Origin of the sequence: Pseudomonas sp. NPDC089406 (genome assembly GCF_044900265.1) — a bacterium.
Classification (GTDB): Bacteria; Pseudomonadota; Gammaproteobacteria; order Pseudomonadales; family Pseudomonadaceae; genus Aquipseudomonas; species Aquipseudomonas fakonensis.
Genome location: NZ_JBJDNC010000010.1, coordinates 88,013 through 106,144, shown reverse-complemented (window position 1 = coordinate 106,144; position 18,132 = coordinate 88,013). Strand labels below are relative to the sequence as shown.

The following is an 18,132-nucleotide window of genomic DNA, read 5'->3' as shown; positions in this document are numbered from 1 at the left end:
TCACCCCAGACACTGGCAGGAACATTCCATGACGGACGCCTTCGAACTCCCGCACTCGCTGGTCCAGGCCCTGGCGCAACGCGCCGCCAGCACCCCGGAGCGCATTGCCTTGCGCTTTCTGGCCGATGCGCCCGGCGAGCAGGCAGTGCTCAGCTACCGGGACCTCGACCAGCGCGCGCGCACCATCGCCGCCGCGCTGCAGGCCCGTGCCGGCTTCGGTGAGCGCGCCGTGCTGCTGTTTCCCAGCGGCCCGGACTACGTTGCGGCGTTCTTCGGCTGCCTGTACGCCGGGGTGATCGCGGTGCCGGCCTACCCGCCGGAGTCGGCCCGCCAGCACCACCAGGAGCGCCTGCTGTCGATCATCGACGATGCCCGACCGCGCCTGTTGCTCACCGTCGACGCACTGCTCGGCACCTTGCAGGGCCTTGAAGCCCTCGAAGGCGAAGATGCCCCGGCGTTGCTGGCGGTCGACGGCCTCGACCCGGCGCTGGCCGGGCAATGGCAGGCGCCGGCACTGGCGGCTGACGATATCGCCTTCTTGCAGTACACCTCTGGCTCCACCGCACTGCCCAAGGGTGTGCAGGTCAGCCACGGCAACCTGGTGGCCAACGAGCAACTGATTCGCCACGGCTTTGGCATCGACCTCAACCCGGACGATGTGATCGTCAGCTGGCTGCCGCTGTACCACGACATGGGCCTGATCGGCGGCCTGCTGCAACCGATCTTCAGCGGCGTGCCCTGCGTGCTGATGTCGCCGGGTTACTTCCTCGCTCGCCCGCAGCGCTGGTTGCAGGCCATCAGCGAGTATGGCGGCACCATCAGCGGCGGCCCCGACTTCGCCTACCGGCTGTGCAGCGAGCGGGTCAGCGAGGCGGCCATGGCCGAGCTCGACCTGAGCCGCTGGCGCGTGGCCTATTCGGGCTCCGAGCCGATCCGCCAGGACAGCCTCGACACCTTCGCCGCCAAGTTCGCCGGCTGCGGCTTCGATGCCGGCAGCTTCTTCGCCAGCTACGGCCTGGCCGAAGCCACCTTGTTCGTCAGCGGCAGCCGCCGTGGCCAGGGCATCCCCGCGCTTGAGGTGGACGCCGAGGCGTTCGCCGGCAACCGTGTCGAGCCAGGCCAGGGCAGCGTGCTGATGAGCTGCGGTTACCCGCAGCCCGGCCACCCGGTGCGCATTGTCGAGCCGCAGCAACTTGCCGTGCTGGGCGACAACCAGGTGGGCGAGATCTGGGCCGGTGGCCCGAGCATCGCCCACGGCTACTGGCGCAACCCCGAGGCCAGCGCCCGCACCTTCGTGCAGATGGACGGCCAGACCTGGCTGCGCACCGGCGACCTGGGTTTCATGCGCGAGGGCGAGGTGTTCGTCACCGGGCGCCTGAAAGACATGCTCATCGTGCGCGGTCAGAACCTCTACCCGCAGGACCTGGAAAAAACCCTCGAGCGCGAAGTGGACCTGTTGCGCAAAGGCCGGGTGGCGGTGTTCGCCGTCGACGACCAGGGCGAGGAGGGCATCGGCGTGGCGGTGGAGATCAGCCGCAACGTGCAAAAAGCCCACAGCCCCGAATCACTGATCAACACCCTGCGCCGGGTAATCGCCGACGCCTGCCGCCAGGCCCCGGCAGTGGTGCTGCTGCTCAACCCCGGTGCGCTGCCCAAGACCTCCAGCGGCAAGCTGCAGCGCTCGGCCTGCCGCCTGCGCATGCACGATGGCAGCCTGGACTGCTATGCAAGGTTCCCGAGCGCGGATCAGGCCCAGGCGCCTCAAACCACTGGTGATGGCTTGCAGGTGCGCATCGCCGGCATTTGGCGTGAGCTGCTCAAGGTCGAGGCCGTGGCGGCTGATGACCACTTCCTGCTGCTGGGCGGCAACTCCATCGCCGCCACCCAGGTGACTGCACGCCTGGCCGACGAGCTGGGTATCCAGCTGAGCCTGCGCACCCTGTTCGAGGCGCCGACCCTGGCCGAGTACAGCGCCGCCGTGGCCGCCATCCTCGCCGAGGGCGGCAACGCCAACGCCGCCATCGCCACCCAGGCCCGCGACCAGGCGCTGCCCCAGTCGCTGGCGCAAAACCGCCTGTGGCTGCTGTGGCAGTTGGAGCCGCAGTCCGCTGCCTACAACATTCCTGCCGGCCTGCACCTGCGTGGCGAGTTGGACGAAGCGGCGCTGCAAGCCAGCTTCACGGCGCTGGTGGCGCGCCACGAATCGCTGCGCACCGTGTTCGACGAGGTCGATGGCCAAGCCGTGCAGCGTATCCTGCCGAGCCTGCCGTTCAGCCTGCAGCACTACGACCTCGAAGGCCTGGAACCCGCCGAAGTCGCCGCCCGCCGCGAAGACGAAGCCCAGCAGCCGTTCGACCTGCGCCAGGGCCCGCTGCTGCGGGTCACCCTGGCACGGCTGGACGACGAAGAGCACCAGCTGTGGGTGACCCTGCACCACATCGTCGCCGACGGCTGGTCGCTGAACATCCTGCTGGACGAGTTCGCCCGCCTGTACGCAGGCGCAGGCCAGGCCGAACTGCCGGCCTTGCCGCTGGGCTACGCCGACTACGGCAACTGGCAGCGCCAGTGGCTGGCCGAGGGCGAGAGCGCCCGCCAGCTCGATTACTGGAAAGACAAGCTGGGTGACGAGCTGCCGGTGCTCGACCTGTGCACCGACCAGCCCCGTGGCAGCCAGCAGCACAACCTGGCCGCGCGCCACAGCGTGAAGGTACCGGCCAAACTGGCCAGCGCCCTCGAAGCGCTGGCCCGCGACCAGCAAGCCAGCCTGTTCATGGTGTTGCTGGCCGGCTGGCAGGCGTTGCTGCACCGCTACAGCGGCCAGGGCGATATCCGCGTTGGCGTACCCAATGCCAACCGCCCGCGCCTGGAAACCCAGGGCATGGTCGGTTTCTTCATCAACACCCAGGTGCTGCGCGCCGAGCTCGACGGCCGCCTGTCGTTCGCGCAACTGCTGACCCAGGTGCGCCAGGCCACCCTCGAAGCCCAGGCCCACCAGGACCTGCCGTTCGAACAACTCATCGAAGCGCTGCCCCAGGCCCGCGAACAGGGCCTGTTCCAGGTGATGTTCAACCACCAGCAGCGCGACCTGTCGGCCTTGCGCCGCCTGCCGGGCCTGCTGGCCGAAGAACTGCCGTGGCACAGCCGCGAAGCCAAGTTCGATTTGCAACTGCACAGCGAGCAGGACCACCAGGGCCGCCTGACCCTGGCCTTCGACTACGCCGCCGGGCTGTTCGAGGCCGGCACCGTCAAGCGCCTGGCCGGCCACCTGCTGGCGCTGCTCGAGCAGGTGTGCGCGCAACCGCAACTGGCCCTGGGCGAGGTGCAACTGCTCGACGCCGCCGGCCATGCCCAACTGCTGCAGTGGGGCCAGGCGCCACAGCCGGCGCCCCGGCAACTGCTGGTGGAACAGCTCAATGAACAGGCGCGCCTGACCCCCGAGCGCACCGCGCTGCTGTGGGACGGCGGCCAGCTCGACTACGCCACCCTGCACCAGCAGGCCAACCGCCTGGCCCACTACCTGCGTGACAAGGGCGTTGGCCCCGACACCTGCGTGGCTATCGCCCTGGAGCGTTCGCCGCAACTGCTGGTGGGCCTGCTGGCCATCCTCAAGGCCGGCGGCGCCTACGTGCCGCTGGACGTGGACTACCCGGCCGAGCGCCTGGCCTACATGCTCGCCGACTGCCAGGCCGGCCTGCTGCTCAGCGACAGCACGCTGCTGCAGCAACTGCCGCAAGTTGAGGGCGTCAGCGCCATCGCCCTCGACCAGTTGCACCTGGACAGCTGGCCAAGCCAGGCCCCGGGCCTGCACCTGCACGGCGACAACCTTGCCTACGTGATCTACACCTCCGGCTCCACCGGCCAGCCCAAGGGCGTGGGCAACACCCATGCCGCCCTGGCCGAGCGCCTGCAATGGATGCAGCACCACTACGCGCTGGGTGACAGCGACGTGCTGATGCAAAAGGCGCCGATCAGCTTCGACGTGTCGGTGTGGGAGTGCTTCTGGCCGCTGGTGACTGGCTGCCAGCTGGTATTGGCCGGCCCCGGCGAGCACCGCGACCCGCAGCGTATCGCCCAACTGGTGCAGCAATACCAGGTGACCACGCTGCACTTCGTGCCGCCATTGCTGCAGGTGTTCGTGCAGGAGCCGCTGGCGGCTGGCTGCACCAGCCTGCGCCGGCTGTTCAGTGGCGGCGAGGCGCTGAGCGCCGCGCTGCGTGACCGCGTGCTGCAACTGTTGCCGCAGGTGCAACTGCACAACCGCTATGGCCCGACCGAAACCGCCATCAACGTCACCCACTGGCACTGCCAGGCGGTGGATGGCGCCCGCTCGCCCATCGGCCGCCCGCTGGGCAACGTGCTGTGCCGGGTACTGGATGATGAATTCGAAGCGACCGCGCCGGGCGTGCCTGGCGAGCTGTGCCTGGGGGGCGCGGGCCTGGCCCGTGGCTACCTGGGCCGCCCGGGGCTGACCGCCGAACGCTTCGTGCCGCAGCCTGATGGCGACGGCGCGCGGCTGTACCGCAGTGGCGACCGCGCCCGCTGGCATGTGCGCAGCGAGTCGCTGGACTACCTGGGCCGCCTCGACCAGCAGGTGAAGGTGCGCGGTTTCCGTGTCGAGCCTGACGAAGTGCAAGCGGTGCTGCTGGCCCAACCGGGTGTCGAGCAGGCCCTGGTGCTGGTGCACAAGGACGCCGTCGGTGCGCAGCTGGTGGGCTACTACAGTGGCGTCGAGCAGAGCGCCGCGCTGTTGGCCGCACTGTCCGAGCGGCTGCCGGCCTACATGGTGCCGGCGCAACTGATTCACCTGGCGCAGATGCCCCTGGGCCCGAGCGGCAAGGTTGAGCGCAAGGCGCTGCCGGCGCCGGTGTGGCAACAACGTGAGCATGTCGAGCCGCAAAGCCCGCTGCAGCAGCAGGTGGCGGCCATCTGGCGCGAGGTGCTGAACCTGCCGCAGGTCGGCCTGTTCGATGACTTCTTCGCCCTCGGCGGGCACTCGCTGCTGGCCACCCAGATCGTTTCGCGCACCCGCCAGGCACTGGACGTCGAGCTGCCGCTCAAAGCGCTGTTCGAAGCCAGCGAGCTGGGGGCGTTCTGCGCCGAGGTGCAGCGCCTGCAAAGCAGTGGCGCACGCAACCAGCAGGGCGCAATCGCCCGGGTCGACCGCCGCCAGGCCGTGGCGCTTTCGTACTCGCAGCAGCGCATGTGGTTCCTCTGGCAGATGGAGCCGGACAGCCCCGCCTATAACGTCGGCGGCATGGCGAGGTTCAAGGGCGCACTGCACGTGGACGCCTTCGAGCGTGCCTTGCAGGCACTGCTGGTGCGCCACGAAACCCTGCGCACCACCTTCCCCAGCATCGACGGCAAGCCGTACCAGTGCGTGGCCGACGACGCCAACCTGCAACTGCACTGGCACGACTTCAGCGCGCTACCCGCCGAAGTACGCCAGCAACAACTGCAACAACTGGCCGACCAGCAGGCGCACCAGCCGTTCGACCTGGAGCGCGGGCCGCTGCTGCGCGCCTGCCTGGTCAAGGCCGACGAGCGTGAGCACTACTTCGTGCTGACCCTGCACCACATCGTCACCGAAGGCTGGGCCATGGACATCTTCGCCCGCGAGCTGGGCGAGCTGTACGAAGCCTTCGTCGACGAGCGCGAATCACCGCTGGCGCCGCTGCCGGTGCAGTACCTCGACTACAGCGTCTGGCAGCGCCAGTGGCTCGAAGGCGGCGAGGGCGCCCGCCAGCTGGATTACTGGAAAGCCCGCCTGGGCGACGAGCACCCGGTGCTGGCCTTGCCGGCCGACCGCCCGCGCCCGGCGGTGCAGAGCCACCGCGGCGAGCTGTACCGCTTCGACCTCGACCCGGCCCTGGTGCAGCGCGTGCACGCCTTCAACAGCCAGCGCGGCCTGACCCTGTTCATGACCATGACCGCCACCCTGGCCGCGCTGCTGCACCGCTACAGCGGCCAGCGCGACCTGCGCATCGGCGCGCCGGTGGCCGGGCGTGTCCGCCCGGAAAGCGAAGGGCTGATCGGCGCCTTCCTCAACACCCAGGTGCTGCGTTGCGAGCTGGACGGGCAGATGAGCGCCTCGGCGCTGCTGGAGCAGATGCGCGAAACCATCGTCGATGCCCAGTCGCACCAGGACCTGCCGTTCGACCAGTTGGTCGAGGCCTTGCAGCCGCCGCGTTCCAGTGCCTACAACCCGCTGTTCCAGGTGATGTGCAACGTGCAGCGCTGGGCCTTCCAGCAAAGCCGCGAGCTTGCCGGCATGCAGGTGGACTACCTGGTCAACGACGCCAGCGCCACCAAGTTCGACCTGTACCTGGAAGTCACCGACCTCGACGGCCGCCTGGGTTGCTGCTTCACCTACAGCCGCGACCTGTTTGACCAGCCGCGCATCGCGCGCATGGCCGAGCATTGGCAGCAGTTGCTGGTGGCCCTGCTGGACAACCCGCAGCAGCGCCTGTGCGAACTGCCGATGCTGCTTGAAGCCGAGCAACAGGAGCTGATCGGCCAGTTGCAGGGCCAGCAGGACTTCGAACTCAACCAGACCTTGCACGGGCTGTTCGCCGCCCAGGCCGAGCGCAGCCCCGAGGCGCTGGCACTGACCTTCGCCGGCCAGCACCTGAGCTACGCCGAGCTGGACCAGCAGGCCAACCGCCTGGCCCGCGCCCTGCGCGAGCGCGGTGTCGGCCCGCAGGTGCGGGTGGGCCTGGCGCTGGAGCGCTCGCTGGAAATGGTGGTGGGCCTTTTGGCCATTCTCAAGGCCGGCGGCGCCTACGTGCCGCTGGACCCGGAATACCCCCTCGACCGCCTGCACTACATGATCGAGGACAGCCGCCTGGGCCTGCTGATTGGCCAACGCGGCTTGCTCGATGCACTGGGCGAGTTGCCCGAGGGCGTGGCCAGCTGGTGCCAGGAAGATGACGCCGCGCAGCTGTCGGCCTACAGCGCCGCGCCGCTGGACAACCTCAACCTGCCCGGCCACCAGGCCTACCTGATCTACACCTCCGGTTCCACCGGCAAGCCCAAGGGCGTGGTGGTCAGCCATGGCGAAATCGCCATGCACTGCCAGGCGGTGATCGCCGAGTTCGGCATGCGCAGCGACGACTGCGAGCTGCACTTCTATTCGATCAACTTCGACGCCGCCAGCGAACGCCTGCTGACGCCGCTGCTGTGCGGCGCCCGCGTGGTGCTGCGTGCCCAGGGCCAGTGGGGCGCCGAAGAGATCTGCCAGCTGGTGCGCGAGCAGCAGGTGAGCATCCTTGGCTTCACCCCGAGCTATGGCAGCCAGCTGGCCCAGTACCTGGCCGGACAGGGCGAGCAGTTGCCGGTACGCCTGGTGATCACCGGCGGCGAGGCGCTGACCGGCGAGCACCTGCAGCGCATCCGCCAGGCCTTCGCCCCGCAGCAGTTCTTCAACGCCTACGGCCCCACCGAAACCGTGGTCATGCCGCTGGCCTGCCTGGCCCCGGACCAACTGCCGATCGATGCCGGCAGCGTGCCGATCGGGCGGTTGATCGGGGCGCGTACCGGCTACATCCTCGACGAGGACCTGGCGCTGTTGCCGCAAGGCGGCATTGGTGAGTTGTACATCGGCGGCGCCGGCCTGGCCCAGGGTTACCACGACCGCCCGGGCCTGAGCGCCGAGCGTTTCGTCGCCGACCCGTTCAGCCAGGCCGGTGGCCGCCTGTACCGCACCGGCGACCTGGTGCGCCTGCTTGCCGATGGCCAGGTGGAATACGTCGGCCGCGCCGACCAGCAGGTGAAGATCCGCGGCTTCCGCATCGAGCTGGGTGAAATCGAAAGCCGCCTGCAGGAGCACGCCGATGTCGACGAGGCGGTGGTCCTGGCCCTCGACCTGCCGGGTGGCAAGCAACTGGTGGGTTACCTGGTGTGCAAGCAGGCCGCTGCCGGCAGCGAGGCCCAGGCCGCGCTGCGCGAAGCGGTCAAGGCCGACGCCCGCCAGCACCTGCCGGACTACATGGTGCCTGCGCACCTGGTGCTGCTGGCCAGCCTGCCGCTGATGGGCAACGGCAAGCTCGACCGCCGCGCGCTGCCGGCGCCGGACCTGGAGCAGGCCCGCCAGCATTACCAGGCCCCGGCCAACGAGCTGGAAGAGCAACTGGCGCAGGTTTGGCGCGAGGTGCTGAACCTGCCGCGCATCGGCGTGCAGGACAACTTCTTCGAGCTGGGCGGCGACTCGATCCTGTCCATCCAGGTGGTCAGCCGCGCCCGCCAGCTGGGGCTGCAGTTCACCCCGCGCGACCTGTTCCAGCACCAGACCATCCAGACCCTCGCCGCCGTGGTCACCCACAGCGAGGCGCCGGGCGATATCGAGCAGGGCCCGCGCCAGGGCCGTACCGGCCTGACGCCGATCCAGCATTGGTTCTTCGACAGCGAAGTGGTGCAGCCGCAGCACTGGAACCAGGCCGTGCTGCTGCAGGTGCGCCAGCCGTTGCAGGCCGAGCTGCTGGAGCAGGCCCTGGGGGCGCTGGTGCAGCACCACGACAGCCTGGGCCTGCGCTTTGCCCAGGTGCAGGGCCGCTGGCACGGCGAGTACGCCCAGCCGGCCGTGCAGCCGCTGCTGTGGTCCGCCACCGTGGCCAGCTTCGACGACTGCCAGGCGCTGTACACCGACGTACAGCGCAGCCTCGACCTGGAACAAGGCCCGCTGCTGCGCGCCTTGCTGGTGAGCGACGGGCAGGGCGCGCAACGCCTGCTGCTGGCGATCCATCACCTGGTGGTGGACGGGGTGTCGTGGCGGGTGTTGCTGGAAGACCTGCAGGCGCTGTACCGCGGCGCCCCCCTGGCCGCCAAGACCCACGCCATGGGCGACTGGGCCGCGCGCCTGGCCAGCTACGCCGGCAGCGATTCGCTGCGCGACGAGCTGGGCTGGTGGGAAAACCAACTGGGCAGCGTGCGCCACGAGCTGCCCTGCGATCACCCGCAGGGCGGCAACCTGCACTGCCATGCCCGCAGCCACGCCATCGAGCTGAGCGTGGAGCAAACCCGCCAGCTGCTGCAACAGGCCCCGGCGGCCTACCACACCCAGGTCAACGACCTGCTGCTGACTGCCCTGGCCCGCACCCTGTGCCAGTGGAGCGATGACCCGCAGGTGCTGGTGCAGCTGGAAGGCCACGGCCGCGACGGCCTGTTCGAGGACATGGACCTGACCCGCAGCGTCGGCTGGTTCACCAATGCCTACCCGCTGAGCCTGAGCCCCGAGCCGGGCGACAGCGAGGCGGCCCGCGCCGCGTCGATCAAGCGCATCAAGGAGCAACTGCGCCAGGTGCCGCACAAGGGCCAGGGTTACGGCGTGCTGCGCTACCTGGCCGATGAAGCGGCCCGCGAGCGTATGGCGGCGTTGCCCCAGGCGCGCATCACCTTCAACTACCTGGGCCAGTTCGACCAGCAGTTCGACGACGCGGCGCTGTTCCAGCCGCTGGACGCCCCGGCCGGCCTTGCCCACGACCTTGACGCGCCGCTGCCCAACTGGCTGAGCATCGATGGCCAGGTGTACGGCGGTGCCCTGCAACTGCGTTTCAGCTTCAGTGGCGAACGCTATGAACAAGGCACCATCGCAGGCCTGGCCGATGCCTATCGCCAGGAGCTGCTGGCGCTGGTCGAGCACTGCCTGGCCGACGGCAACGGCAGCTTCACGCCATCGGACTTCCCGCTGGCGCAACTGACCCAGGAGCAGATCGACGCATTGCCGGTAGCGGCCGCGCAGATCGAGGACGTCTACCCGCTGACGCCGATGCAAGAGGGCCTGCTGCTGCACACCCTGCTGGAACCGGGCACCGGCCTTTACTACATGCAGGACCGCTACCGCATCAACAGCGCCCTGGACCCCGAGCGCTTCGCCCAGGCCTGGCAGGCCGTGGTGGCGCGCCACGAGGCGCTGCGCGCATCGTTCAGCTGGAACGCCGGCGAAGCGATGCTGCAGATCATCCACAAGCCGGGCCAACTGGCAGTGGACTACCAGGACTGGCGCGGCCAGGACGACGCAGCGCAGGAAGCGCGCCTGCAAGCGCTGCACAAGCAAGAGCGCGAGGCCGGCTTCGAGCTGCTGCGCGAGGCGCCGTTCCACCTGCGCCTGGTGCGCGTGGCCGATGAGCGCTACTGGTTCATGATGAGCAACCACCACATCCTCATCGATGCCTGGTGCCGCTCGCTGCTGATGAACGACTTCTTCGAGATCTACCAGGCGCTGGGCGAAGGCCGTCAGGCCCAGTTGCCGGTGCCGCCGCGCTACCGCGACTACATCGGCTGGCTGCAACGCCAGGACCTGAACGAAGCGCGCCAGTGGTGGCAGGCCAACCTGGCCGGTTTCGAGCGGGCCACGGCGGTGCCAAGCGACCGGCCGCTGCGCCATGACCACGCCGGTGACGGCATGCTGGTGGGCGACTGCTACACCCGCCTTGAGGTCAGCCAGGGGGCGCGCCTGCGCGAACTGGCCCAGGCCCACCAGCTGACCGTCAACACCTTTGCCCAAGCGGCTTGGGCCCTGACCCTGGCGCGCTACAGCGGCGAGCGTGACGTGGTGTTCGGCGTGACCGTGGCCGGGCGCCCGGTGAGCCTGCCGCAGATGCAGCGCACCGTCGGCCTGTTCATCAACAGCATCGCCCTGCGCGTGCAACTGCCGCAGCCGGGCGAAAGCCGCAGCGTGCGCCAGTGGCTGCAGGGTTTGCTGGAGCGCAACATGCAGTTGCGCGAGTACGAGTACCTGCCGCTGGTGGCCATTCAGGAGTGCAGCGAGCTGCCCAAGGGCCAGCCACTGTTCGACAGCCTGTTCGTGTTCGAGAACGCCCCGGTGGAAACCGCGGTGCTCGACCACGCCCAGCACCTGAACGCCAGCTCCGACTCCGGCCGTACCCACACCAACTTCCCGCTGACCGCGGTGTGCTACCCGGGCGACGACCTGGGCCTGCACCTGTCGTTCGACCAGCGCTACTTCGACTTCGCCACCGTCGAGCGCCTGCTGGGCGAGTTCAAGCGCCTGTTGCTGGCGCTGGTGGAAGGCTTTGACGGGCAGGTGGATGCACTGCCACTGCTGGGGGCAGACGAACAGCGCTTCCTGCTGGACGACTGCAACCGCAGCGCGCACGCCTACCCGCTGGAGCGCAGCTATATAGAGCTGTTCGAGGCGCAGGTGGCGGCGCACCCCGAGCGCACCGTGGCCCGTTGCCTGGAGGCGTCGTTCGACTATGCCGGGCTGAACCTTGCCGCCAACCGCCTGGGCCATGCCCTGGTGGCGGCGGGGGTAACGCTCGACCAGCCGGTGGCGCTGCTGGCCGAGCGCGGCCTGGCACTGTTGGGCATGATCGTCGGCAGCTTCAAGGCCGGCGCCGGCTACCTGCCGCTGGACCCAGGCCTGCCGTCGGCGCGCCTGCAACGCATCGTCGAGCTCAGCCGCACGCCAGTGCTGGTGTGCAGCGCCGCCTGCGCCGAACAGGCGCGCCAGCTGCTGGATGAAGTGGCCGGCGCAGTGCGGCCAACGTTGCTGGTGTGGGAAGAGGTGCAGGCCAGCAACGTGGCCACGGCCAACCCTGGCATCCACAGTGGCCCGGGCAACCTGGCCTATGTGATCTACACCTCCGGCTCCACCGGTTTGCCGAAAGGGGTGATGGTCGAGCAGCGCGGCATGCTCAACAACCAGCTGAGCAAGGTGCCGTACCTGGCCCTGAGCGAGCGTGACGTGATCGCCCAGACCGCCTCGCAGAGCTTCGACATTTCGGTGTGGCAGTTCCTCGCAGCGCCGCTGTTCGGCGCTACTGTCGAGATCGTGCCCAACGCCATCGCCCACGACCCGCAGGGCTTGCTGGCCCATGTGCAGGCCACCGGCATCAGCGTGCTGGAGAGCGTGCCGTCGCTGATCCAGGGCATGCTCGCCAGCGACCACCAGGCCCTGGACGGCCTGCGCTGGATGCTGCCCACCGGTGAGGCGATGCCGCCGGAGCTGGCCGCGCAGTGGCTGCAGCGTTACCCGGGCATTGGCCTGGTGAATGCCTACGGCCCGGCCGAGTGCTCCGACGACGTGGCGTTCTTCCGCGTCGATGAAGCCTCGACCCAGGGCAGCTACCTACCGATCGGCACGCCTACCGACAACAATCGCCTGTACCTGCTCGGCGAAGACCAGGCCCTGGTGCCGCTGGGTGCGGTGGGTGAGCTGTGCGTGGCCGGCACCGGGGTTGGCCGTGGCTATGTGGGCGACCCTGTGCGCACCGCGCAGGCGTTCATCCCGCACCCGTTCGGCGCGCCGGGCGAGCGCCTGTACCGCACCGGCGACCTGGCCCGGCGGCGCCCGGACGGGGTGCTGGAGTACGTTGGCCGCATCGACCACCAGGTGAAGATCCGCGGCTATCGCATCGAACTGGGTGAAATCGAGGCGCGCCTGCACGAGCAACCCGAGCTGCGCGATGCCGCAGTGGGGGTGCAGGAAGGCGTCAACGGCAAGCACCTGGTCGGCTACCTGGTGGCTCACCAGGGTGTCGCCGCCGACGCCGCGCTGCTCGACCAGCTCAAGCAGCGCCTGCGCGCCGAGCTGCCGGAGTACATGGTGCCGCTGCACTGGGGCTGGTTCGACAACCTGCCGCACAACGCCAACGGCAAGCTTGACCGCAAGGCGCTGCCGGCCATCGACATCGGCGGCCAGCACAGCCAGGCATACCTCGCGCCACGCAGCGAGCTTGAAGAAACCCTGGCCGGTATCTGGGCCGATGTGCTCAAGGCCGAGCGGGTAGGGGTGCGCGACAACTTCTTCGAGCTGGGCGGGCATTCGCTGCTGGCCACGCAGATCGCCTCGCGGGTGCAGAAGGTGCTGGCGCTGAATGTGCCGCTGCGGGCGATGTTCGAGTGCAGCACGGTGGAGGAGTTGGCCGGGTATGTAGAGGGCTTGCAGGCCAGCGTGCTGGATGAGGACAAGGTCGACCGCCTGAGTGACCTGATGGCGGAGCTGGAGGCACTTTGACCGGGCCGCATCGCCGGCAAGGCACGCGGTCCCTGTAGGAGCCGGCTTGCCGGCGATGAGGCCGGTACAGGCTGGCACCTTGCTACCCTGTAACCGGCTTGGCACCAGTGCTACCCTGCGCCGCTTCACAGCCGCACCGCGCAAGGACTTCAGGTTTCATGGACGACAGCCTGCACGCCGCCCGTGAGGGCGATCGCATTCTGCACCCGCCGCTGGCCGCCGAACTGGTCAGCGGCCTGGTCGAGGCCGCGGTTTATGCCGCTGCCGTCGCTGCCGTCGGTGCCGCCATTGGCGGCGCGGTGGTGGCGGTGGTGGGTACCGGTGGCGCCGCCGCGGCGCTCACACCCCTGATCGCCGGGGCCATGGTCAGCGCCGCCGCGATGCTGCCGGCAGGCGAAGACAAGAGCATCGGCGACCATATCAGCGACTTCAGCAGCTGGGTCGGCAACTCGATGTTCCCGCCCGAGCCCCACGGCAAGATCACCAGCGGCTCGCCCGATACTTTCGTCAACGGCAAACCTGCAGCCCGCGCCGCAGGGGTGCCAGGTGTGCCCGACGAGCAGCCGGCGCAGGCCGAAGAGCCTTCCATCCTCGAAAACATCGGCAGCTACGCCATGGTGGCTGCGGGCATGGTGTTGCCGGTGGTGGGGCTGGCCCAGGAGATCCATGGCATCTTCAACCCGCCGGTGACCACGCCAAAGGCGCCGGGCGCGGTGGATGCACCTGGGGACACGGCCGAATGCAGCAAGCACCCGCCCAAGCCCGACCAGTTCATCGCCCAGGGCTCGGACAAGGTGTTCATCAACGGCCAGCCCGCCGCCCGGGTGGGTGACAAGACCACCTGCGACGGCCCCATCGGCATGGAGTTCTCGCCCAACGTGCGCATTGGCGGCGGCACGCTGACGGTGCGGGATATCCACGATGGCAAAAGCGCGGCGGCGAAGATCATCGGCTTGATTGCCGGGATGCTGCTGACCCGCCGTGGCGGCAAGGCGCGACCGAAGCCGGGTAAGGCGCCAAAGCCAAGGTCGATGATCCCCAAGTGCAAGGGCAAGCCGGTGGTGGTGTCCAGCGGCGCCAAGCTGCTCGATGGCCCGGATGACCTGGATTTCAGCCTGCCGGGCCTGCTGCCCATCGAATGGGCGCGGCGCTACGACAGCAGCGACCTGCGCGATGACGGGGTGTTCGGCAAGGGCTGGAGCCTGCCTTATGAGGTGCGCCTGGAGCGCGTCGCCCACCCCGAAGGCGGGGAGCTCTGGGTGTACGTGGACGAAGAGGGCATCCGCATCGAGCTGGGCCGACTGCAGGTGGGCAGCGCTTTCGTCAGCAGCCTCGACGGGCTGGCGTTCTTCCATCAGGACCACGGTGTGACGGTGGTCGAGAACATCTACAGCGGGCTGTACCAGGTGTTCCGGCCCGACCCCCACGATGGCCGGCGTTCACGCCTGGAGCAACTGGGGGACCGCAACCTCAACCGCCTCGAAGTGCTGTACGACAGCGAAGGGCGCCTGCATGGCCTGGTGGATGAATTCGGCGGCACCGGGGTAGAGCTGTGCTACGGGCCGCAGCGGCGCCGGGTCAGCGAGGTGCGCCGCCTCTACCTGCGCCCTGGCGCTGGCCGCGAGGTATTGCGCCACGAGACGCTGGCCAGCTACAGCCATACCCCTGCCGGGCAGTTGAGCGAGGTGCGCGGGCCGGAGGGCGAACTGCTGCGGCGCTTCAGCTATACCGACGATGGCCTGATGGCCAGCCAGACCCTCGCCAGCGGCGCGGTGTTCCATTACCAGTGGCAGCGCTTCGAGGCCTGCCCGCGACCGGCGCCGGGCCTGCCGCCGTTGCTCGAGCCGCAACCTGCGCATGAGTGGCGGGTGGTACGGCACTGGAGTGAAGACGGTGAGCAATACCACTTCAGCTACGACCTGGCCCAGGGGCATACCGATGTGCTCGACAGCCTGGGGCGCCGCGAGCACTACCAGTGGGGGCCGCTGCACGAGGTGCTGCTGTATGTCGACCCGCTCGGCCAGCGCTGGCATGAAGAGGTGGTCAACGGGCAGTTGCTGGCCAGCATCGACCCGCAGGGCGGCGAATGGCGTTATGGCTACGATGCACTTGGGCGGCTGGTCAGTGCCCAGGACCCGTTGGGGCGCAGCGAGCAAGTTCGTTACACCGAGCATTGGGCGTTACCTACCCAGGTAACCGACCTGGGCGGGCGCACCCGGCGCATGGCCTATGACCGCCACGGCAACCTGACCTGCGACACCGACCCGCTGGGGCGCAGTACGCACCTGGCCTACGACGAACGTGGCCGCTTGCTGCGCATCACCGACCCCCACGGCAAGGCCAGGCGCTTGCAATGGAACGACTGTGGCCAGTTAAGCAGCTACCGTGATTGCTCCGGGCACAGCACCCGCTATGTCTATGACGAGCGTGGGCACCTGAGCGATCTCTACGACGCTAACGGGGCGCGTACCCGCTACCGCTTCAATGCCCGCGGCCACCTGCTGGAAAGCGTGCGCCCGGATGGCCGGGTGGACCGCTACGAGGTCGATGCGGTGGGGCAGTTGCTGCGCCACAGCGACCCGGCGCAGCACGTCACCCATTGGCAGTACGATGCCCGTGGCCGCCTGGCCCAGCGTACCGATGCCATGGGCCTGACATTGCGTTTCAGCTGGGATGCGTACGACCGCCTGCTGCAACTGGAAAACGAGAACGGCGAGCACTACCGCTTCCAGTGGGATGTACTTGATCGGCTCAATGCCCAGCGCAACCTCGATGGCGGTGGCCAGCGCTACCACTACGACGCCAGCGGCAACCTGACGCGCCTCGACCTGTACCCGGCCATCGAGGCCGAGGCGCCGTTCACCGGCAGCCCGGCGGAGCCTGAGGCTGCCATGCAAAGCCGCTGGTTCGAGCATGACCGGGCTGGCCGGGTGCTGCGCAAGCGCACTGCCGATGGCGTCACGGCGTACGACTACGACAACGCGGACAACCTGTTGGCGGTCAGCTTCACCGACCTGCAGGGCGAGCAGCAGCGCCTGGCCTTCGGTTACGACCTGCTGGGGCAGAGGGTCAGTGAAACCTGTGGGGTGGGTGAGCTCGGCTATGACCATGACGAGCTGGGCAACCTGCAAACCCTGACCCTGCCCGACCAGCGCCGCATCAACTACCTGCACTATGGCAGCGGCCACCTGCACCAGATCAACCTCGACGGCCGGGTGCTCTGCGATTTCGAGCGCGACGAACTGCATGCCGAAGTGCTGCGCACCCAGGGTCGCCTGCACACCCGAACCCGTTACGACAGCAGCGGGCGCCTGGTGCAGAAGGCCTTGCAGTACCACGACGCCAGCCTGGCGAGCTTGCCGTTGCTGCAGAAGGACTACCAGTACGACGCCGCCGACAACCTGGTGGGCGAAGTGCTCACCCAGACCCAGCGCCCAGGGCAGGGTGGCAGCGTTGAGGTGGAGGAAATCATCGGCCGGCTGCAGGCCGCTGCGCGAGGCAATGGCAGCCTGCAGGCCAGGGTTCGCTATGACCTCGGCCCGACCGAGCGCATTCACGGCCTGACCCGGCAACTGCCGGGCGCGCAACGCGTCGAGCACTATGGCTACGACCGGGCGGGCAACCTGCTGGATGGCCATGGGCTGGGTGGTGCGGTCAGGCACAACCGGGTCAAGGTGTATCAGGACAATCGCTACCGCTACGACCGCTTCGGCCGATTGAGCGAGAAACGTAGCGGCAGCCGGCTGATTCAGCACTTCGACTATGACGCCGAGCACCGCCTGGTGCGGGTTCGCCAGCAGCGCGGGCAGGTCAGCGAGCGGGTCGAATTCAGCTACGACCCGCTCGGGCGGCGGACGCACAAGCGTCTGTATCGGGAAGGGCATGCCCAGCCGCTGAGCCATACCGAGTTCTTTTGGCAAGGGCTGCGTTTGCTGCAGGAGGTGCAGGACGGCAAGCCGAGTTTGTATGTGTATGCCGATGCCGACAGCTACGAGCCCCTGGCGCGGGTCGATGGGTTTGCGGGGCACGAGAGCCTGCATTACTTCCATACCAACCTCGCCGGGCTGCCCGAGCAACTGACCGATGAGCAGGGGCTGAGTGTTTGGCACAGCGACTACCAGGCGTGGGGTTGCAGCCGCGATGAGTGGCATGAGCCTGGGCAGAACCGGCAGCAGAACCTGCGGTACCAGGGGCAGTATCTGGACCGGGAGACAGGGCTGCACTACAACACGTTCCGGTTTTATGATCCGGAGGTGGGGCGGTTTACGCAGTGTGATCCGGTAGGTATTGAAGGTGGGGTCAACCTCTATACTTATTCGCCGAACGCTCAAGATTGGATTGACCCTCTTGGGTTGACACCTTGCCCCAAAAAGATCAAGACCCTCAGAGAGGGCCCCAATGGAACCGTAGTTACGGTCAAGACCAAGGCGCAGGCTGACGAATTGGTGCTTCACGCATTCCCAGGGGCACAGAAAGTTCGGGGAATCGGCTCTCAGGATGCTCAGGGCATCAGGAAGCAGCACAAGATGAACCAGTTCAAAAAGAAGGATGGCAAAGTCAGGTATCGCAAGGACTACCCTATCGATGCCAGCACTGGGCGGGTTTATGGGCATGACGACCCCAAAGGCAATGGGCATGGATCATTGCCTCATATCAACATCAAACGTGCTGACGGCACGATGGTAAGAATCGATGTCTCAGGATAATGTGTTAAAGCAGGTTAGCGTTGCAATCGAGCAGGGTAAAGCGCGAGGTTATGATGAGTTCATCGAACTTGAGGGCGTTTCCTGCTACCGGCAGTTTGCTATCCGATTGAAGCCGGATGGCTATTTGGCCTACGTTTTCACGGTGCCGGAGGCGCGCATGGATGCTATTGAAGATTATGATACGACGGAGGAGAGCCTGTTTGATGCATTTGCTGACGCCATCGAATTTTTACAAGCTAAGGGTGCCGACCTTTCAAGGTTCAAGGCATTCAAGGCCAATTGTCCAATCTGACTCATGGTGTACTGATTAGCGATTTTGAATTTGAGTGCTGCCGGGTTAATGGTGATTTCCGATTTTCTGGAGCGCTACTTCGCCAGTGCGTCGGGCTGTGATCTGTCACTCGCTTTCGTGTCGCCGAGGCTGTCTTGTGCCTGACCGACATTAGGTATGAT

3 protein-coding genes are annotated in these 18,132 nt (G+C 67.7%); all 3 read left to right on the top strand.

The genetic code is table 11. The features are described from left to right. Positions 1-28: 28 nt before the first annotated feature. Positions 29-12,973, top strand: a complete 12,945-nt coding sequence (locus ACI2KK_RS09705; protein ID WP_404668773.1) for a non-ribosomal peptide synthetase — start codon at positions 29-31, stop codon at positions 12,971-12,973. A 158-nt stretch (positions 12,974-13,131) separates the two neighbouring features. Further along, positions 13,132-17,679 carry an RHS repeat-associated core domain-containing protein gene (locus ACI2KK_RS09700; RefSeq protein ID WP_404668772.1) on the top strand — a complete coding sequence of 1,516 codons (4,548 nt, stop codon included), beginning with the start codon at positions 13,132-13,134 and terminating at the stop codon, positions 17,677-17,679. Further along, positions 17,666-17,971: a hypothetical protein gene (locus ACI2KK_RS09695; RefSeq protein ID WP_404668771.1), complete on the top strand. Its 306-nt coding sequence runs from the start codon at positions 17,666-17,668 to the stop codon at positions 17,969-17,971. Before ACI2KK_RS09700 ends, ACI2KK_RS09695 begins: the two co-directional genes overlap by 14 nt. Positions 17,972-18,132 lie beyond the last annotated feature (161 nt).

Coding starts and splice junctions, on each gene's coding strand:
- ACI2KK_RS09695 (WP_404668771.1), top strand. CDS start 17,666: ATGTCTCAGGATAATGTGTTAAAGCAGGTTAGCGTTGCAATCGAGCAG.
- ACI2KK_RS09700 (WP_404668772.1), top strand. CDS start 13,132: ATGGACGACAGCCTGCACGCCGCCCGTGAGGGCGATCGCATTCTGCAC.
- ACI2KK_RS09705 (WP_404668773.1), top strand. CDS start 29: ATGACGGACGCCTTCGAACTCCCGCACTCGCTGGTCCAGGCCCTGGCG.